General features: G+C 64.0%; 16 protein-coding genes. 6 read left to right on the forward strand and 10 right to left on the reverse strand.

Translation table 11 applies throughout. From position 1 onward, the window contains the following. Nucleotides 1-54: 54 nt before the first annotated feature. On the reverse strand, nucleotides 55-2226 hold the full coding sequence (locus CT3_RS03100; protein WP_066540228.1) for a cyanophycin synthetase: 2172 nt from the start codon (nucleotides 2224-2226) through the stop codon (nucleotides 55-57). A gap of 194 nt (nucleotides 2227-2420) precedes the next feature. Here CT3_RS03100 and CT3_RS03105 point away from each other — a divergent pair, with 194 nt between their 5' ends. From CT3_RS03105 to CT3_RS03115, 3 genes are all read left to right on the forward strand, one after another. Continuing rightward, complete coding sequence (locus CT3_RS03105; RefSeq protein ID WP_066540236.1) at nucleotides 2421-4718, forward strand: cyanophycin metabolism-associated ABC transporter; 2298 nt, start codon at nucleotides 2421-2423, stop codon at nucleotides 4716-4718. A 3-nt stretch (nucleotides 4719-4721) separates the two neighbouring features. Continuing rightward, nucleotides 4722-5213 (forward strand): cyanophycin metabolism-associated DUF1854 family protein, encoded by a 492-nt coding sequence (locus CT3_RS03110; protein WP_066540238.1) that lies wholly within the window; start codon nucleotides 4722-4724, stop codon nucleotides 5211-5213. Between the two features lie 179 nt (nucleotides 5214-5392). After that, on the forward strand, nucleotides 5393-5851 hold the full coding sequence (locus CT3_RS03115) for a hypothetical protein (RefSeq protein ID WP_066540240.1): 459 nt from the start codon (nucleotides 5393-5395) through the stop codon (nucleotides 5849-5851). A gap of 90 nt (nucleotides 5852-5941) precedes the next feature. Here the strand turns inward: CT3_RS03115 and CT3_RS03120 are convergent, their stop codons facing one another. The 9 genes from CT3_RS03120 to ilvA all read right to left on the reverse strand — a co-directional run bounded on the left by CT3_RS03120 (nucleotide 5942) and on the right by ilvA (nucleotide 14178). Continuing rightward, on the reverse strand, nucleotides 5942-6358 hold the full coding sequence (locus CT3_RS03120; RefSeq protein WP_083520572.1) for an EF-hand domain-containing protein: 417 nt from the start codon (nucleotides 6356-6358) through the stop codon (nucleotides 5942-5944). A 211-nt stretch (nucleotides 6359-6569) separates the two neighbouring features. Continuing rightward, nucleotides 6570-7478 carry a 5'-nucleotidase gene (locus CT3_RS03125; RefSeq protein ID WP_066540241.1) on the reverse strand — a complete coding sequence of 303 codons (909 nt, stop codon included), beginning with the start codon at nucleotides 7476-7478 and terminating at the stop codon, nucleotides 6570-6572. An 82-nt stretch (nucleotides 7479-7560) separates the two neighbouring features. Continuing rightward, nucleotides 7561-8763, reverse strand: coding sequence for an ammonium transporter (locus tag CT3_RS03130; RefSeq protein WP_066540833.1), 1203 nt, complete (start codon nucleotides 8761-8763; stop codon nucleotides 7561-7563). A gap of 249 nt (nucleotides 8764-9012) precedes the next feature. Next, the gene (locus CT3_RS03135; protein ID WP_066540243.1) at nucleotides 9013-10020 is read right to left on the reverse strand and encodes an LLM class flavin-dependent oxidoreductase; all 1008 of its coding nucleotides are present in this window, start codon (nucleotides 10018-10020) and stop codon (nucleotides 9013-9015) included. A 140-nt stretch (nucleotides 10021-10160) separates the two neighbouring features. Beyond that, complete coding sequence (locus CT3_RS03140) at nucleotides 10161-10451, reverse strand: hypothetical protein (protein WP_066540245.1); 291 nt, start codon at nucleotides 10449-10451, stop codon at nucleotides 10161-10163. Nucleotides 10452-10565: 114 nt separating this feature from the next. After that, nucleotides 10566-10829 (reverse strand): DUF2164 domain-containing protein, encoded by a 264-nt coding sequence (locus CT3_RS03145; protein WP_066540249.1) that lies wholly within the window; start codon nucleotides 10827-10829, stop codon nucleotides 10566-10568. Nucleotides 10830-10988: 159 nt separating this feature from the next. Beyond that, nucleotides 10989-11588 (reverse strand): histidine phosphatase family protein, encoded by a 600-nt coding sequence (locus tag CT3_RS03150; RefSeq protein ID WP_066540252.1) that lies wholly within the window; start codon nucleotides 11586-11588, stop codon nucleotides 10989-10991. A gap of 7 nt (nucleotides 11589-11595) precedes the next feature. Then, nucleotides 11596-12423 carry an adenosylcobinamide-GDP ribazoletransferase gene (locus CT3_RS03155; RefSeq protein WP_066540255.1) on the reverse strand — a complete coding sequence of 276 codons (828 nt, stop codon included), beginning with the start codon at nucleotides 12421-12423 and terminating at the stop codon, nucleotides 11596-11598. A gap of 198 nt (nucleotides 12424-12621) precedes the next feature. Next, on the reverse strand, nucleotides 12622-14178 hold the full coding sequence (ilvA, locus tag CT3_RS03160; RefSeq protein ID WP_066540258.1) for a threonine ammonia-lyase, biosynthetic: 1557 nt from the start codon (nucleotides 14176-14178) through the stop codon (nucleotides 12622-12624). Between the two features lie 427 nt (nucleotides 14179-14605). On the opposite strand from ilvA, the gene CT3_RS03165 reads away from it, so the two are divergent. From CT3_RS03165 to CT3_RS03175, 3 genes are all read left to right on the forward strand, one after another. Then, a complete protein-coding gene (locus tag CT3_RS03165; protein ID WP_066540262.1) occupies nucleotides 14606-15055 on the forward strand; it encodes an OsmC family protein in 450 nt (149 codons plus the stop codon). A 249-nt stretch (nucleotides 15056-15304) separates the two neighbouring features. Further along, entirely contained in the window at nucleotides 15305-16360 is a 1056-nt protein-coding gene (locus CT3_RS03170; protein WP_066540268.1) for a porin, read from the forward strand. Nucleotides 16361-16539: 179 nt separating this feature from the next. After that, nucleotides 16540-17859, forward strand: coding sequence for a porin (locus CT3_RS03175; RefSeq protein ID WP_066540270.1), 1320 nt, complete (start codon nucleotides 16540-16542; stop codon nucleotides 17857-17859). Nucleotides 17860-17884 lie beyond the last annotated feature (25 nt).

Here is a 17884-nt window from a genome sequence, read left to right on the forward strand (position 1 = left end):
TGCAGCCCGGGATGCGGGCGCAGCGGCAATGCAAGGGTGCGCGGGCGCTCGGTCTCAGGCAGGCTGGTATTCGAAGGTCTTGATGCCGGCCGCGATCAGGTCGGGCGCAATGTCCATGGCCCAGGCTGTGGCAATGGCCGCCAGCAGGGCCGAGGTGTCCACCGCATGGCCCGTGGGCAGGCGCAGCGCGTCGAGCGTGCCCAGTGCGCGTTCCAGACCGCCGGTGGCCAGAATGACCTGCTGGTTGCGCAGCAGCACGGCACGGCCTTCGTTGGCGCCGCGGTGTGCGGCCACGACGGCGTTGTCGGCCTGGGCGCTGTAGAGCACCACTTCGCCGTCACACAGCTCGGCCAGGTCGGCCACTTCGGGCAGGTCGGCGTTCAGCACGCCGGCGCCATCGCTGAGTACCACATCGATCTGGGTGCGCAGCACGCGGCGCATCTGGGAGGCTTCGCGCACATCGTGGTCGGCCAGGGTCTCGAAACCGTCCATGTCGGTGACCACGCCCACCAGGCAGCGGTCATAGGCCAGGCCTTCTTCCAGAATGGAGCGCGAGGTGGTCTGGATCACCGCGGCCTGGGCCAGGCGGTTGGTCAGCAGACGGTGGGCGCCGGCCCAGTTGGCGGTATTGGTCTTCTGCGTCTGGCGGTTGTTCAGGAACATGCCTTCGCTGCTGGCCACGCCTGTGAGCTTGCCGGACAGCTGCAGCAGCCAGCCGACCAGGCGGGCGATGAAGGCGTTGTGGCGCGTACCGACAATGCCCACCAGGGGGATGCGGCCGGCATTGGCGCCGTCTTCACGCGGGAACAGGTGGTCGGCAATGGCCATCCCCACCGGGCGGGGAGCGCCGCTGGTGGGCTTGAGGTGCATCAGCAGGCCGGGGCCGGCATTGACTTCCAGGATGGCGCCCTGGCCTTGCATGGGCTGGGAGACGTCCTTGAGGATCATGTCCATGCCGGCGATGTCCAGGCCCACGATCTTGGCGGCCAGCGTGGCGTAGTAGGCCACATCGGGGTGCACGTCATCGGTGCAGTCGATGGCCATGTTGCCGTTGCGCTGCAGCAGCACGGCCTGGCCCTGAGGAATCACGGAGTCGGGCGTGACATGCTGGCGATTCAGTTCCAGCTTGACGGCGCCGGCATCCAGATTGATCCAGTCCAGCGGGTATTCCTGTTCGGGGCCGCGGCGGGGGTCCTGGTTCAGCACGGCCACCAGCTCGCGCAGCGTGGCCTTGCCATTGCCGTGCACCGACACGGTTTCGCCCTTGGTGGCAGCGACCACCTTGCCGCCCACCACCAGCAGGCGGTGTTCCACGCCGTCGATGAATTTTTCGACAATCACGTCCGAGCCTTCGGGCTCGGCCAGTGCAAAGGCGGCCTTGACGTCCGCTTCCTGGTACAGCTCCAGGGTCACGCCGCGGGCGTGGTTGCCGTCCGAAGGCTTGACGGTGACCGGGAAGCCGATGTCCTGGGCGACTTCCCAGGCTTCTTCGGCATTGGCCACGATCTGGCCTTCGGGCACGGGCACGCCGCAGGCGGTCAGCAGGCGCTTGGTGAAGTCCTTGTCCTGGGCGATGCCTTCGGCAATCGCACTGGTCTGGTCGGATTCGGCCGTCCAGATGCGACGCTGCGCTGCACCATAGCCCAGCTGGACCAGGTTGCCGTCGTTCAGGCGGATATGGGGGATGCGGCGCTCGCCGGCGGCATCGACGATGCAGCCGGTGGAGGGGCCGAGGTAGCGGTCGTTGATGGCCGTCTTGATGGCGTGGATGGCCGGCTTGCGGTCAAACGGCAGATCGTTGATGGCGGCCATCAGCAGCTTGTGGCCGTATTCCAGCGCCACGCGGGCCACCGCCTCTTCGGGGCAGCGGAACACCATGCGGTAGACGCCGCGCTGGGAAATTTCACGGGTCTGACCGAATTCGGCAGGCATGCCGGCCAGGTTCAGCAGCTCGATGATGACGTGCTCCAGCACATGGCCCATCCAGGTGCCACCTTCCAGGCGCTGGATGAAGCCGCCGCGCTCGCCCACTCCACAGGTGTGCTCGACCAGGTCGGGCAGCCAGGTGGTCAGTCGTTCGTTGAGGCCGGGAATCTTATTGGACGGGTAGTCTTCCAGCTCTCCCAGATCCAGCCAGACTTCCAACACGGGACGGTAGGTCCAGACGCTGGGGCCGCGCAAGAAGGTGGTGCGCAAGAGTTGGATGTCGTTGAATGTCTTCGCCATGGATGCAGCGCTTGATGAGTGGTGGGCGGGCGGTGTGAAAGGCCACATATCGTCGCTTTTCACAGAGGTTGTCAGCCTAATAGGGGTTTGGAGCGTTAAGTCGTCAGACACCATCGCAATGGGCGCGCACATTGAGTGCATCCATATCCATCCACTGGCAGCGATCCTGCCGGAACGGATACAAACTGTTCAATATGCAACATCACCATTCTGTAGATGCCTCTGGCGTCTCCGATGGCCCTTTCGGGGCTGACTTGCGGGCACAGCTCGCACCCCAAGAAAACGTATTGTCGGCCCTTCCGGTTGACTTGACCCGGGATTTGCGCTTCGCGCCAGGCCTGGTGGCGGTCACGCAAACGCATTTGTGGGCCCGTGCCGGGGACGATACGGCCTGGACTTCCTGGTCGCTGTCGCCGGCGCTGCGCCTGCAACTGGCGGACCATGCCGGGGTGGGAACGCTGGAGCTGCACGATGGCCAGCAGCGCCTGGCGCTGTGGCGTTTTCGCCTGGCCGCGCAGAACGAGGCCTTCCGCCTGATCCAGCGCTTCGATCAGCAGCGCGAGCTGCTGGCCCAGGGCGGTGTCCCGGGCCATGCCCATGAGGACGAGGAAATCCTGTGCGAGACCTGCGGCACCCCCTTGCCGCCCGACAGCGATGAATGCCCCGCCTGCGCCCGCCAGCAGGCCCCCCAGACATCGACCTGGGTGCTGCTGCGCCTGTGGCGCTTTGCCAAGCCCTACCAGGGCCAGCTGCTGCTGGGTTTTCTGCTGACGCTGGCCACCACGGCCGCGCAGCTGGTGGCGCCGTATCTGACCATCCCGCTGATGGACAAGATTCTGATTCCCTTTCAGAACGGCGAGAAGATCGACCAGGGTCTGGTGGCCTTCTATCTGGGGGCGTTGCTGCTGTCGGCGTTGCTGGCATGGCTGCTGGGTTGGGCGCGCACCTTCGTGCTGGCCAAGGTGTCCGAGCGCATAGGCTCCAATCTGCGCACCACCACCTACAACCACCTGTTGAACCTGTCGGTGGATTACTACGGCAGCAAGCGCACCGGTGACCTGATGGCCCGCATCGGTGCCGAAACCGATCGTATCAACCTGTTTCTGTCGCTCAACGCGCTGGATTTTGCGACCGATGTGCTGATGATCGTGATGACCTCGGTCATCCTGTTCTCCATCAATCCCTGGCTGGCGCTGGTGACCCTGGTGCCGCTGCCGTTCATCGCCTGGATGATCCACACCGTGCGCGATCGCCTGCGCACCGGCTTCGAGAAGATCGACCGTGTCTGGTCCGAGGTGACAAATGTGCTGGCCGACACCATCCCCGGCATCCGGGTGGTGAAGGCTTTTGCCCAGGAAAAGCGCGAGGCGGACCGCTTTGCCGACGCCAACCTGGTGAATCTGCAGGCCAATGACAAAGTCAACAAGACCTGGTCGGTGTTCACCCCCACGGTCACCTTGCTGACGGAAATCGGCCTGCTCATCGTCTGGGGCTTCGGCATCTATCTGGTGGCCGGTGGCTCCATCACGGTGGGTGTGCTGACGGCGTTCATTGCCTATATTGGGCGCTTCTACACGCGCCTGGATTCGATGAGCCGCATTGTCTCGGTCACGCAAAAGGCGGCCGCAGGCGCCAAGCGCATCTTCGACATCCTGGACCATGTCAGCAATGTGCCCGACCCGGTCAACCCGGTGAAGCTGCCGGGCAAGGCCCGCGGTGCCATCACCATGGAGGATGTGGGCTTCCGCTACGGCAGCCGTGCCGTGATCAAGCACCTGGACCTGCAGATCCAGCCTGGCGAGATGATCGGTCTGGTGGGGCACAGCGGTTCGGGCAAGAGCACGCTGGTCAATCTGATCTGCCGCTTCTATGACGTCAGCGAAGGCTCGATCCAGCTCGATGGTGTGGACGTGCGCCGCATGGCCGTGTCCGACTACCGCAGCAACATCGGCCTGGTGCTGCAGGAGCCGTTCTTGTTCTTCGGCACGATTGCCGAGAACATCGCCTACGGCAAGCCGGATGCGACCCGGGAAGAAATCGTGGCGGCGGCCCGTGCCGCCCATGCGCACGAGTTCATCCTGCGCCTGCCCCACGGCTATGACTCGCTGGTGGGCGAGCGTGGCCAGGGCCTGTCGGGCGGGGAGCGCCAGCGTATCTCGATTGCGCGTGCGCTGCTGATCGATCCGCGCATCCTGATCCTGGACGAGGCCACCTCGGCCGTGGACACCGAAACGGAAAAAGAGATTCAGAAGGCGCTCGACAACCTGGTGCAAGGCCGCACCACGATTGCCATCGCCCACCGTCTGTCCACGCTGCGCAAGGCCGACCGCCTGGTGGTGATGGACCGTGGCGAGATCGTGGAAGTGGGGCCGCACGACGAGTTGATGGCGCTCAAGGGCCATTACTTCCGTCTGTACGACGCCCAGGCACGCCGTGCCGAGGAAGATGCCCAGGCAGCGGGTTTGAAGCTGCAAGTGACGACCGAGGAATAAGCCATGCTGCACACGTCCCATGCTGATCTGACAGGGATGCGCCTGGCGCGCAACGCCCATGGCCGCCTGGTGCTGACCCTGGGCAGCGGCCAGGTCTTTGAATCTGTGGTGCCGGTGCGCGCCTTTCCTTTGGCGGCACCCGAGGAGGGGTTGTCCCTGGTGGGCAGCGACGGCAAGGAAGCACTGTGGGTGGACCGCATGGCCGACCTGCCCGCCGATGCCCGTGCACTGATCGAGGAAGATCTGGCGGTGCGGGAGTTTGTGCCCACTATCCAATCCATCCGCAAGGTGTCGAGTTTCTCCACCCCCAGCACCTGGGATCTGGAGACCGATCGGGGCAGCGCCCAGATGGTGCTCAAGGCCGAGGAAGACATCCGGAAGCTGGCGGGGCGCACCCGGCTGCTGATCAGCGGCAGCGACGGCGTGCAATACCGGATTCCGGATACGACCCAGCTGGACAAGCATTCCCGTAAGCTGTTGGAGCGATTTTTGTAAGCGCTTACTTTCTGTTTTTGGCGCAAAGTTTGTGTTCCAGAGACCGTTTGTCGGCCCCTTTGTACTGCGCTGGAAATGTTTGTAAAAAAACCTAAACTTTCCCTCACGACTGCCGAAAGGATGAAGGAACAGCGGAATTCCGCGTCCACTATCCATACAACACCACCGAGGGCCACGCTATGCAAATACCACCTGTTGATCGCAACCCCATCCAATGGAACTCGCAGGCTGCCAATTTGTATTCCACCGGCGCCTCGGGTCCGGCCCCCATTCGCCCGGTCAACCAGGTGAACAACGTCGAGTCCACCGACAAGATTGGCGAAGGTGCCCAGGCACGGACGCCCGAAAAGCCCACGGACAAGGACGACCGCAACCTGGACTGGACGCAGCGCGTAGAGCAAAAGGCCGAGGCGCAAAAGGCGGTGGAGGAAGAGCAGAAGAAAGAGCCCATCTCCAAGATGCTGATCGAGCACATCCAGTCGCTGTGGCGTGCCAGTGCCATGGCGGTGGAAGCTTCGCTGGAGGCACAGCAGAAGGAACAGGGCCAGGAGGTGCACCAGAAAGTGCAACCCGCCCGTGCCGCCAGCGAGCGACTGACCTACGAGGATGTCACGGTCAAACGCACCAACGGTCTGTGATGCCCAGCGCCGGCATTGATGAAAAAAAGCCATGCGAATGCATGGCTTTTTTCATGGGTGTCGCTAGCGTGCGCTGTACACACAGCGCGCTTACTTGGCCGTAGCTGCGGGGGTGTTGCTGGCCGCGTCGGGGGCAGGCGTTGGCGCGGCAGCCGCCTGGGCGGCCTTGGCGGCATCGCGCCGTGCGCGGTATTTGGCGGCGAATACCCGTACTTCTTCCAGTGACAGGTAGTTGTCCTTGTTGGTGTCGGCCTCGTCAAAACCCGCGTAGAGCTTGGGCACCAGCATCAGCTCCTTGCGGCTGATCTTGCCGTCCTTGTTGAAGTCCAGCATCTGGAAGTCCTTGATGGCCTTGATCTCGCCCTTGGACAGCGGCTTGCCGTCCGGGCCGGTCATGGCCACGGGGTCGATCTTGCCTTCTGCCCAGGCAGGCGCCAGCGGCGCTGCTGCGGCGCAGCACAGGGCCAGGGGCATCAACAGGCTGCGGGACAGAGTGGACTGGGGCATGGGCGCATTTCCAAAAAAGCAGGACAGGCCACCAGTGTGGTGCCTGTCTGCAAACCGGGTACGTTGCTGGGGTAAACCAGGGTAAGCCGATGTATCGCCGTCTGGTGGCCGCTATATGGAGTGATGCCGATCACCGGCGGCCTTATGCCCAGGCGGTTGAGACACGAAATGCGACATGCATTTCCTGGAAGGGGGCGCAGGCCGCAGTGGATCAGGGGTTGGCAATGCCGCTGCGCACATGGCCCGCCGGCACATGGGCCGCCGCCGAGGTGACATGACCGGTCTGGTCGTCAAAAAAGAAGTCGGGCTCGAATTCGCGCAGAAACTCCCCCTTGGCCAGACCGCCCAGAAACATGGCTTCGTCCACCCCGATGTTCCAGTCCATCAGCGTGCGGATGGCGCGTTCATGTGCCGGGGCGCTGCGGGCGGTGACCAGGGCGGTGCGCAGCCGCATGCCGCTGGTGGTGCCGGCCTGGGCGGCCTGCTGGAGCCGATGCAGTGCGGCCAGCAGCGGCTTGAACGGGCCATCGGGCAGCGGCTGGGCCACATGCTCCATTTCATGGCGCTGGAAGGCATCCAGCCCCTGGGTCTGGTAGACGCGCTCGGCCTCGTCGGAGAACAGCACGGCGTCGCCGTCAAAGGCAATGCGCACCTCCTGCGGATGGGCGGCGCTGGCGCCGGCGGATTCGGTCAGCACCCGGGCGGCGGGGTAGCCCAGGCGCAGGGCTTCGGTCACATCGGCGGCATTGGCGGACAGAAACAGATGGGCGCCCAGCGGCCGTAGATAACCGAAAGGGTCGCGCCCCTGGGTGAACACGCCGCGCTGGATGCTGGAAAGCCCATGGGCCTTGGCGCTGCGGAACACCCGCATGCCGCTGACCGGGTCGTTGCGCGAGAGCAGCACCACTTCCACCCGCTGTTCCTCGGGGGTGTTGAAGGCCAGCAGCTTGCGCACCAATGGCAGCGCCACGCCGGGCGGGGCCGGCTGGTCGAGCCGGCTGCGCTGCAGTGCCACATAGCCAGCCGGGTCCCGGTCGAAGAGCTGGTTTTCCTCTTCAAAATCGAACAGGGCGCGCGAGGAGATGGCCACCACCAGTTGGTCGTGCAGGGAAACGGGCATGCAGTCTTTCAGCCAGGGCAATGGCTAAGCATAGCGTTTCCCGGCACATGCCTGCTGCCTGCCTGTGGCGAGACAGCGGTGCTTACCAGTTGGCTTCGCGCTCGGGCGTGGCACTGATCCTGTGGATGGACAGGTCGGCGCCGTCGAATTCCTGTTCCTGGCTCAGGCGCAGGCCCATGGTCTTGCGAAGGAGCCCGTACACGGCAAAGCCGCCGGCCGTGGCCCAGGCCACGCCCATCAGCGTGCCGATCAGCTGTGCACCCAGGTGCACGCCACCCAGTCCGCCCAGTGTCTGGGTGCCGAAGATGCCGGCCGCAATACCGCCCCAGACGCCGCACAGACCATGCAGCGGCCAGACGCCCAGCACATCGTCGATCTTCCACTTATTCTGTGTCAGCGTGAACATGGCCACGAACAGCGCGCCGGCCACGCCGCCCACCACCAGGGCGCCCAGCGGGTGCATCAGGTCCGAGCCGGCGCAGACCGCCACCAGGCCGGCCAGCGGGCCGTTGTGCACAAAGCCGGGGTCGTTCTTGCCCAGGGCCAGTGCGGCCAGCGTGCCGCCCACCATGGCCATCAGCGAATTGACGGCCACCAGGCCCGAGATCTTGTCCAGGCTCTGGGCGCTCATCACGTTGAAGCCGAACCAGCCCACGGTCAGGATCCAGGCACCCAGGGCCAGGAAGGGGATGCTGGAGGGTGGGGTGGCGGCAATCGCGCCGTCGCGGCGGTAGCGGTTGCTGCGCGGGCCCAGCAGCAGCACGGCGCCCAGGGCAATCCATCCGCCCACGGCGTGCACCACCACGCTGCCGGCGAAGTCGTGGAACTCTGCTCCGGTCAGCGACTTGATCCAGGCCTGCACGCCAAAGTGGCCGTTCCAGGCAATGCCCTCGAAGAAGGGGTAGACCAGGCCCACGATGATGGCGGTGGCAATCAGCTGCGGGCAGAATTTGGCGCGCTCGGCAATGCCGCCCGAGATGATGGCGGGGATGGCGGCGGCGAAGGTCAATAGAAAGAAGAACTTCACCAGCGCGTAGCCGTTGTGTGCCGCCAGTTGTTCGGCGCCTACGAAGAAGCCCGTGCCATAGGCCACGGCATAGCCTACAGCGAAATAGACCACGGTGGAGACGGAAAAGTCCACCAGGATCTTGACCAGGGCATTGACCTGGTTCTTGCGTCGCACAGTGCCCAGTTCCAGAAAGGCGAAACCTGCGTGCATGGCCAGGACCATGACCGCGCCCATCAAAATGAACAGGGCATCTGCGCCCTGTTTTAGTGCTTCCATGAAGCGCTCCAGCTGATATTGGTTGTTCTTGGTGCGCGTGCACGTGAAAAGCACAGAGCGCACTAAAAACAAGCAAAAACCGCGCCAGGCGGTAGCTGGGGTGAGGCGGGTGCACCGGTGTGGGGCGCGTGGACTATCGTGCTGCAGCAAGGGGCTGCGCAATGGGACCCCTGCCCGCGCTGGGTGGGATGCCGCGGGGGAGGGGGCGACCCGCCCCGTTGTGGTGCGGGCCAGCCGGGTCCTGGGGCCTTACCAGATGGCGGCCTGCGCCGTGATCTCCAGGCTGCGCAGCCGCAGTGCGGGATCGTAGACATCGGACACCAGCATCAGCTCATCCGCCTGGGTGGCCTGGGCGATGGACCACAGGCCGGCACGCATGCGTTCGGGGCCGCCGACCACGCCCATGGCCAGAAAGTCCTGGATGGCGGCTTTTTCCTGGTGGCTCAGGCTGGCCATGTAGTGCTCCACCGGGGGCTGCAGGCGGCCGCGCTGGCCGGTGAGAATGCCCAGCACGCGCTGGTAGGTGCTGCTGGCCAGGAAATCGGCTTCGGCGTCGGTGGGGGCGGCAATCACCGGTACGCCGACGATCACATACGGCTTGTCCAGCTGGGCCGAGGGCTGGAACAACTGGCGGTACAGCGCAATCGCCTGGTGGAGCATGCGTGGCGCAAAATGCGAGGCAAATGCGTAGGGCAGGCCTTTGGCTGCCGCCAGCTGGGCGGAGAACAGGCTGGAGCCCAGCAGCCAGATGGGCACATGGGTGCCGGCGCCGGGCATGGCGACGATGCGCTGGTGGTCCTGCGCCGGACCCAGCAGGCGCTGCAGTTCGGTCACGTCGCGGGGGAAATCCTCTTCCGATTCCACGCGGTCGCGGCGCAGCGCGCGCATGGTAGGGCCATCGGTGCCGGGCGCCCGGCCCAGGCCCAGGTCGATGCGGCCGGGATAGAGCTCGGCCAGCGTGCCAAAGGCTTCGGCCACGACCAGCGGTGCGTGGTTGGGCAGCATGATGCCGCCCGAGCCCACGCGGATGGTGGAGGTGCCGCCGGCGATATGCCCCACCAGCACCGCAGTGGCCGAGCTGGCGATGCCCGGCATGTTGTGGTGTTCGGCCAGCCAGTAGCGGGCAAAGCCCAACTCCTCGGCCTTGCGGGCCGTGTCCAGGGCGATGTCCAGCGCCTGGCGCACGGTGCCGCCTTCGCGCACGGCCACCAGGTCCAGCATGGACAGGCGGGGCAGGCGTGGGGGAAAGTCGGTCATGGCAGTTCTCCAGAGGGAAAAATCAAATCGTGTCGCTGCGCGCCGGAAGCCAGTTGGAATGGGTTTTGTGCTTCAGGCGCGGGTTCAGCATGCTCACTGCTGCGTGGGCAGGAGTGCCGCGCGTCGCCGTGCGGTGCGGCTCACTCGCTGCGGCGGGACATTTCGTTCTTGCAGGTGATGCCGATGATCACGCACCACACCAGCGACAGGATGGCAATGCCCAGGTTCTGGCCGCCGCCGGTTTCCATGGCCAGCACGGAAAACGGCAGTGCCACCAGCGCCGCCAGGCGGATGAAGCGGCGCAGGCGTGCCGTGGGCACGCGCTCCTTGAAATACAGCAGCGCTGCATAGCTGGCCACGGCCAGCACGGTCAGGTACAGAAAGGCGTCGCCGCCATAGGGGGCGGCCCAGGTTCGTAGTGATTCCAACATGGGGTCATTGTCAGGCACATGCTGGCGGTCTTGGTGCGGTGCGGGGGATGGCCTCTGGCCTGTGGGGCTGCTGCACCGCTCGATACATGGATAGGTGCTGTCGGCAGCGGTGGCTCACTTGCGGCGGGATCGCTGGTTCCAGTAGGTGAAGGCCTCGTGGTGTACCTCGATGTCCAGTTCGGCCACGCGGGCCTGCAGGTTTTCCTGGGCATCGGCCACGCCCTGGTTGTAGAGCGCAGGACCCACTTCTTCCACGAGGAACTTCAGCAGCCCGCCGGCGGCGACATTGCCTATGGGCTCGTCCATGTGCTCGCGGAAGTAGCGTTCGATGGAGGCAATGGCCTGCTGCTGGGCTTCGGGAGACAGGGTCAAAGGCATGGGGGTGGACGCGAAATGAAGGGCAGGGCGGGTTCTGTGGCGCCCGCTCTACCCAGCCAGGATGGGGGCGCCCAGGAGTGGCAGGATGCGCAGAAACAGGCGCTATCTTGAGAGTGTGCCGTGCGCGGCACGAGGATCCAAGCCCGCACTGCGCAGCGGTCAAGGGTGTTGCTGCATGCCCGCCAGGCCATCCCATGGCAGGGCCAGCCATTGGCCATAGCCCGGTGCGGGCAGGTTCCATTCGGCGCTGGTGGGCAGCCCATTGCCGTGCTGCTGCAGCCATTGCACACAGCGGACCACGCCAGCATGCGTGACCCAGACTACATCACGCTGGCCCTGCCGGCTGTCGTAGGCCCAGCTGTGCTGCAGGGCCTGTTGCACGCGCTGCAGCATGGCGGCCAGCGATTCCCCGCCACCGGGGGCACAAGTGGCCAGATCAGCAGCCCAGGCATCGATGTCGGGGCGGGGGATCTGCGCCCAGGGCTGCCCTTCCCAGCGGCCAAAGTCCATTTCCTGCAGGCGCGAATCGGGGTGGCGGTCAGGTGCCAAAGCGGGTATATGCGCAACCAGTGCATCGGCCAGTTGCACACATCTGCACAAGGGGGAGTGGCGCAGCACGCTTCCGGCAGATAGCAAGCCCGAAAAATCGTGTGCAGCCTGCGCTGTGCGCACCGCATCGGCGGCCACATCCAGCCGGCCGTAGCAGACGCCGGCATCGACCAACGGGTGTGCATGGCGCAGCAGCCACAAGGTGCTCATGCCATGCTCACAGCAACTGGCGCAGGTAGAGGGCCGTGGCCAGCAGCAAAGCCAGCTCGGTGAACTGCTGGCAGGCACCCAGGCAGTCCCCCGTCATGCCGCCCAGGCGGCGCCACAGCCAGCGGCGCACCCACCAGATGGTCAGGGCCATGGCTCCCAGCAGGCAGATCACATAGCGGTAGGTGCCCAGCCAGCTCAGCAGGGCCAGGGCCGGAAGGCTCCACAGCGCGCCGGTGAGCAGGCCTTTCCAATCCAGCGGCTGTCCCGCGACATGCAGGGTCTTGCTGGCAGCGGCCAGGCCCACATGGGGCAGGGTGTGCATCAGCACCAGCGGCGCAAAGCGTGACAGCACATGGGTGCAACACACCAGTATCAGCACTGGCACCGGGCCCCAGAACGGCTCCATGGTCGCCAGCAGCAGCGCGATCAGTCCCAGCTTGGTGAGCAAGGCCATGGCCAGCGCCATCACGCCATACGCACCGATGCGGGAATCTTTCATGATTTCCAGCGCGCGCTCGGGTGGCACCATGCCACCCAGGCCGTCGGCCACATCGGCCAGGCCGTCTTCGTGGAAGCCTCCGGTCAGCCACAGCGTGCCTGCCGTGCTCAGGAGGGCTGCGACCAAGGGTGTCCAGCTGGTGGAGGGCAGCAGCCACAGCGATGCGCCCAGCAGCAGCGCGGCCCACAGTCCCACCAGCCAGCCCACCCCCGGCAAATGCCCGGCGCTGGCGCGCTGCAGGGCCGGGCTCCAGCCCACCCAGGAGGCCAGCCGCCCGCTGACCGGGATGCGGCTGAAGAATTGCACGGCCAATAGAAAGTGGCGCAAGGACTGCATGGCGGGTGAAGGACTCCAGGCATAGGCGCTGTGCGCGCCGATGCCGCAGGGGGCAAGGCGTGGAACACGCCACTTGGGAACACTGTATCGGATGCGGCATGCGGAACTGGCGCCGCCTTGCCCGCCGCCGCGGCAAGGGTGGCGGCACGTTGCGCCTCTCGAAAAGAGAGGGGAGGCAGCGCCGCCGTGCAGTGCGGCTTATTTCAGGAACAGCTGGTAGGCCGGGTTGTCGGTTTCCTCGACCCAGGGATAGCCCAGTTGCTTGAGGAAACTTTCAAACTTCTTGCTGTCCTTGGCCGGTACCTGCATGCCGACCAGGATGCGGCCATAGTCAGCGCCCTGGTTGCGGTAATGGAACAGCGAGATGTTCCAGGTCGGGGCCATCAGGCTGAGGAACTTGAACAGTGCGCCCGGGCGTTCCGGGAAGACAAAGCGCAGCAGGCGCTCGTCCTGGGCCAGCGGCGAATGGCCGCCCACCATGTGGCGCAGATGCTCCTTGGCCATTTCATCGAAGGTCAGGTCCAGCGCCTCGAAGCCGTTTTTCTGGAAGTTCTTGCAGATCTTCTCGGATTCGCCCTTGGTCGGCGTGGTCAGACCCACAAACACATGGGCCTTGCTGTCGTGGCTGATGCGGTAATTGAACTCGGTCACGCTGCGCGGACCGCCGGGCAGCTTGCCCACCACTTCGCAAAAATGCCTGAAGCTGCCGCGCTCTTCGGGGATGGTCACGGCAAACAGGGCCTCGCGCTCTTCGCCCACCTCGGCACGCTCTGCCACAAAGCGCAGGCGGTCGAAGTTCATGTTGGCGCCGCTCAGGATGGCGGCATAGGTTTCGCCCTTGGTCTTGTGCCGGGCCACGTACTGCTTGATGGCAGCCACGCCCAGGGCGCCGGAGGGCTCGACGATGGAGCGGGTGTCAGTGAAGATGTCCTTGATGGCGGCGCAGACGGCATCGGTGTCCACGGTCACAAAGTCGTCCACCAGGCCCTGGGTGATACGGAAGGTTTCCTCACCCACCAGCTTCACGGCCGTGCCGTCGGCAAACAGGCCGACATCGGCCAGCTCCACGCGCTGGGCGGCCTGCACCGACTGCTGCATGGCGTTGGAGTCCTTGGTGTGCACGCCAATCACCTTCACGTCCGGCCGCACGGCCTTGATGTAATTGGCCACGCCGGCAATCAGGCCGCCGCCGCCAATGGGCACGAACACGGCGTCCAGGCGCTGGCTGCCCAGTTGCTGCAGCTGGCGCAGCATTTCCATGGCAATCGTGCCCTGGCCGGCAATCACGTCCGGGTCGTCGAAAGGGTGGACAAAGGTCAGGCCCTGTTCCTTTTGCAGCTTGACGGCGTGCTTGTAGGCGTCGGAATAGCTTTCTCCTGCCAGCACCGCTTCGCCGCCGAGGGCGATCACGGCGTCGATCTTCACCTGGGGTGTGGTGGTGGGCATGACGATGACGGCCCGGCAACCCAGCTTCCTGGCGCTCATGGCCGTGCCCTGGGCGTGGTTGCCGGCGGAGGCGCAGATCACGCCTTTTTGCAGCTGCTCGGCCGACAGATGGGCCATCTTGTTGTAGGCGCCGCGCAGCTTGAAACTGAAGACGGGCTGCTGGTCTTCGCGCTTGAGCAGCACCTTGTTGTGCAGGCGGCGGCTGAGGCTCTTGGCAATGTCCAGGTCCGACTCCACGGCCACGTCGTAGACGCGTGCATTGAGGATGCGGGTCAGATAGTCGGCAGGGGTGAGGGGTGTCTTCGTCATGGAATAGGTGCCAGAAGCGGTGCCGCAGCGCCGGTGGGCGGTGCGCGAGGGCTACCATCATAGGCATTTGCCGCCCGGATGCTGCAGCGCACACTACGTAGCGTGCCGCCACATGGCATGGCGCTCAGGCCGGCATGAGCCGATGTGGTGCCGGGAAATCCTGCGGCGTGCGCCGGCCGCAGCACGAAAAAAAGCCCCAAGCCGTTGCGGGCTTGGGGCTGAATCCACCGTTAGAGGAGGTGGAGGAGACAATCGGTGCGGGGACGAAGAGAAAGTCTTCTTCGTGCTGTCCATCCGACAATCGGATAACGCATGATTCGCATTGTATGCAGTTTTCTGTTGCGTCGCAACAAATACTGAATTTTCAGGAACGGCTGAAACTTTCGGCCGGACTACGCTTACGCTTAGCACTAGGGAGAACCTTGATATGGAATGCACCGTCAGCTGGACTGGCGCTACGGGCACGCGCTCGGGCATGGGCTTTATTGCAGAAACCGGCAGCGGCCACATCCTGGCCATGGATGGCGCGCCGGACGAAAAGAACCCCGTCAACGGCGGCCAGAACCTGGCACCGCGCCCGATGGAGGCGCTGCTGGCCGGTACCGGCGGCTGCACGGCCTACGACGTGGTGCTGATCCTGAAGCGCGGCCGCCACGATGTGCGCGGCTGCAGTGTCAAGTTATCGGCTGAACGTGCCGATACAGAACCCAAGGTGTTCACCGCCATCAACATGCATTTCACCGTGACGGGCAAAGGCGTGCCTGCCACCGCCGTGGAGCGTGCGATCGCCATGAGCCATGAGAAGTACTGCTCCGCCAGCATCATGCTGGGCAAAACGGCGCAGATCACCACCAGCTTCGACATCGTCGAGGGCTGAATAGCAGCACATGGCCTCGTGCACTGTCACGGGGCGCGGGGGCGGCGTCATTCGCATCTGTTGCTTAAGAGCAACGTAAAAGCGCGTTTTTGGCAGTCATGTAGGTGAATTGCTTTGCGCATCCCTCCCCGGTCTGGTGCAATAGGCTCAACTTCCCCACCAGGAGGTTGGCGCGGATGTCGGCCAGGTTGTCCTGTAAGAAGACGATTCCCGCTCCGCCGCCCTCTGTAAACCTTGGAGTAACTCGCAATGAAGAAATCTCTGATCGCCCTGGCTGTGCTGGCTGCTTCCGGCGCCGCAATGGCCCAATCCTCCGTGACCGTGTTCGGCGTGGTCGACGAAGCCGTGACCTATGTCAACGGTGCTGACAACTGGAACGGCATCAACTCCGGTGGCAACGCTACCAGCCGTATCGGTTTCCGCGGCGTGGAAGACCTGGGCGGTGGCCTGAAGGCCAACTTCTGGCTGGAAGCCGGTATCCTGGCTGACTCCGGTTCCGGTCAATCCGGCGGTGCTTCGGGTTCCGGTCTGGAATTCAAGCGTCGTTCGACCGTGGGCCTGGAAGGCGGCTTCGGTGAAGTGCGTCTGGGTCGTGATCTGACCGAAGCCTACAAGGCCACCAGCCGTTACGACGTGTTCGGCCAAGTGGGTCTGGGCGTGTCCCGCCTGTGGGCTGATGCCAACGCTGTTGCTCTGACCAACCAACGCGTCAGCAACATGATCACCTACGTGTCGCCTAACATCAGCGGTTTCAAGGCTGCTGTGAACTACGGCTTCGGTGAAGTCGCTGGCGAAAACCGCGACAGCCGTTACGTCGGTGCTGGCCTGACCTATGACAACGGCCCTCTGAGCCTGGGTCTGTCGGGCGAGCGTTCGAACCGTGGCGCCAACAGCAACCTGACACGTGACGTGACCGCATGGGCCCTGGGTGGTTCGTACGACCTGGGCGTGGTGAAGCTGTCTGCTGCTTACCGCGATTCCAGCGCCAAGATTGTGTCTGGCGACAAGAACAAGGCCAAGGGTTACTACCTGGGTCTGTCCGCTCCTGTCGGCGCTGCTGGCGAAGTGAAGGCTTCGTACAACCGTTACGAAGGCGAAATCGCCGGTGCTGACAAGCACAAGGCCGACCAGTTTGCTCTGGGCTATGTGCACAACCTGTCCAAGCGCACTGCTGTGTACGGTACCTACGCCTACATCAAGAACAAGGATGACGGCGCTCTGGGTCAAACCCTGGGCACTGCCGCCACTCTGAAGGACAACGGCTCGCAGCACGGTCTGCAAGTCGGTATCCGTCACGCTTTCTAATTGGACGCAGGCGCAAGCCTGCTTCGGTTAGCAAGACAAAAACCAGCCTTCGGGCTGGTTTTTTCGTTTAGGGTTTCTGCCTGTGGCAAAAAAGCACGCGAGTGCACTTTTGTCGCCCTGCCCCTTCTAGAATGAAATTGCACACAGCCAATTACACATATTCACGAAGGAGACAGCTGATGCATACAAAGACCGCGGTGAGCGTGGCAATCGCTTTGGTGGGCCTGGGAGGCTCACTGGCCGCCCAGGCGCAGAGCAAGGTGGAGTTGTGGGGCATTGTGGACGTCGGCGTGCGCCACACCAACAACGAAGGCGCCGGCAAGGACGGCCTGACCAAGATGATTGGCGGAGGCATGTCCCAAAGCCGTTGGGGCCTGAATGTCGAGGAAGACCTGGGCGGTGGCTCCAAGGCCCTGGCGCACGTGGAGCACCGTTTCAATGCGGATACCGGTGAGAAGGATGCGACGGCGCCTTATTTCCAATTGTCCTATGTGGGTCTGCAAGGGCCTTATGGCAAGCTGACCATGGGCCGCCAGTGGAATGTGCTGTTTGATGTGGTGACTTCCACCTACGCATCCTTCCCTTATTCGCCCTATATGGATGCCTACAAGCCGGAGCTGGGCATGGCGGCCGGTGCGCGTTCCAGCAATTCGCTCAAATACACCCTGGCCACGCCGTCGCGCAACTGGGTGGGTACGCTGCAGTATTCGTTCGCAGAAGGCAATAACACCGACGCTTTGACGCAGGGCGCGCAAGCGGCCGGTGCAGCAAGGCAAGCCGCTTTGCAGGGCAACCTTGCGGCAACGTCAGCAGCAGCAACGGCAGCGGGAATGTCGGTGCCGCAATATATTGCAACGCAGGTCGGCACAGCCGTGAATACCTACGCCGCAGCCAATATCCCGGCTGTGGCTGCAGGCGCATTGAAGCAGGTGGGTGGTTTCCTGCGTTATTCCGAAAACGGCATTTCGGTAGGCGGTGGTTATCTGCGCACCTCGCTGCCAGGCGGTTCCGATCTGGATGCATGGACATTGGGGGGGTCTTACCGCTCGGGCCCGTTGTATCTGAATCTGGGCTACGGCCAGAACAAGATCAAGATCGAGCGTGCAGGGGCTACAGATATCGCCGGTCAGGTCCGCAATGCGACCGACTTGGCGATCGTGGGCAGCATGTGGTCCGGTCAGACCAATGGCGGTTTCCAGCCAGGTGGCGCGGACAAGCGCCAGATGATCAAGGTGGGTTTTGGCTACCAGATCACGCCCCAGTTGAATGCAGGCCTGCATTACTTCCATGCCAAGCAATCGGGTGATGCCGATGGCTCGCACAATGGCAAGGCCAATTTCATGATTGCTGCCGTGGATTACGCATTCAGCAAGCGCACGGATGCCTATTTCGCGGTGGATCACACCCGTATCAGCGGCGGTGCCGGCATGGAAATCGATACGGTCAGCCATGCACGTACCCGCACGGGTATTACTGCGGGTCTGCGCCATCGTTTCTGAAGCTGCGCAGCTTGCAAAAAACCGG

Origin of the sequence: Comamonas terrigena NBRC 13299 (genome assembly GCF_006740045.1) — a bacterium.
GTDB classification, from domain to species: Bacteria; Pseudomonadota; Gammaproteobacteria; order Burkholderiales; family Burkholderiaceae_C; genus Comamonas; species Comamonas terrigena.

Bases quoted from the DNA above. Each gene is read 5' to 3' on its own strand.
- CT3_RS03100 (WP_066540228.1), bottom strand. From the start codon at position 2,226: ATGGCGAAGACATTCAACGACATCCAACTCTTGCGCACCACCTTCTTG.
- CT3_RS03105 (WP_066540236.1), top strand. From the start codon at position 2,421: ATGCAACATCACCATTCTGTAGATGCCTCTGGCGTCTCCGATGGCCCT.
- CT3_RS03110 (WP_066540238.1), top strand. From the start codon at position 4,722: ATGCTGCACACGTCCCATGCTGATCTGACAGGGATGCGCCTGGCGCGC.
- CT3_RS03115 (WP_066540240.1), top strand. From the start codon at position 5,393: ATGCAAATACCACCTGTTGATCGCAACCCCATCCAATGGAACTCGCAG.
- CT3_RS03120 (WP_083520572.1), bottom strand. From the start codon at position 6,358: ATGCCCCAGTCCACTCTGTCCCGCAGCCTGTTGATGCCCCTGGCCCTG.
- CT3_RS03125 (WP_066540241.1), bottom strand. From the start codon at position 7,478: ATGCCCGTTTCCCTGCACGACCAACTGGTGGTGGCCATCTCCTCGCGC.
- CT3_RS03130 (WP_066540833.1), bottom strand. From the start codon at position 8,763: ATGGAAGCACTAAAACAGGGCGCAGATGCCCTGTTCATTTTGATGGGC.
- CT3_RS03135 (WP_066540243.1), bottom strand. From the start codon at position 10,020: ATGACCGACTTTCCCCCACGCCTGCCCCGCCTGTCCATGCTGGACCTG.
- CT3_RS03140 (WP_066540245.1), bottom strand. From the start codon at position 10,451: ATGTTGGAATCACTACGAACCTGGGCCGCCCCCTATGGCGGCGACGCC.
- CT3_RS03145 (WP_066540249.1), bottom strand. From the start codon at position 10,829: ATGCCTTTGACCCTGTCTCCCGAAGCCCAGCAGCAGGCCATTGCCTCC.
- CT3_RS03150 (WP_066540252.1), bottom strand. From the start codon at position 11,588: ATGAGCACCTTGTGGCTGCTGCGCCATGCACACCCGTTGGTCGATGCC.
- CT3_RS03155 (WP_066540255.1), bottom strand. From the start codon at position 12,423: ATGCAGTCCTTGCGCCACTTTCTATTGGCCGTGCAATTCTTCAGCCGC.
- ilvA (WP_066540258.1), bottom strand. From the start codon at position 14,178: ATGACGAAGACACCCCTCACCCCTGCCGACTATCTGACCCGCATCCTC.
- CT3_RS03165 (WP_066540262.1), top strand. From the start codon at position 14,606: ATGGAATGCACCGTCAGCTGGACTGGCGCTACGGGCACGCGCTCGGGC.
- CT3_RS03170 (WP_066540268.1), top strand. From the start codon at position 15,305: ATGAAGAAATCTCTGATCGCCCTGGCTGTGCTGGCTGCTTCCGGCGCC.
- CT3_RS03175 (WP_066540270.1), top strand. From the start codon at position 16,540: ATGCATACAAAGACCGCGGTGAGCGTGGCAATCGCTTTGGTGGGCCTG.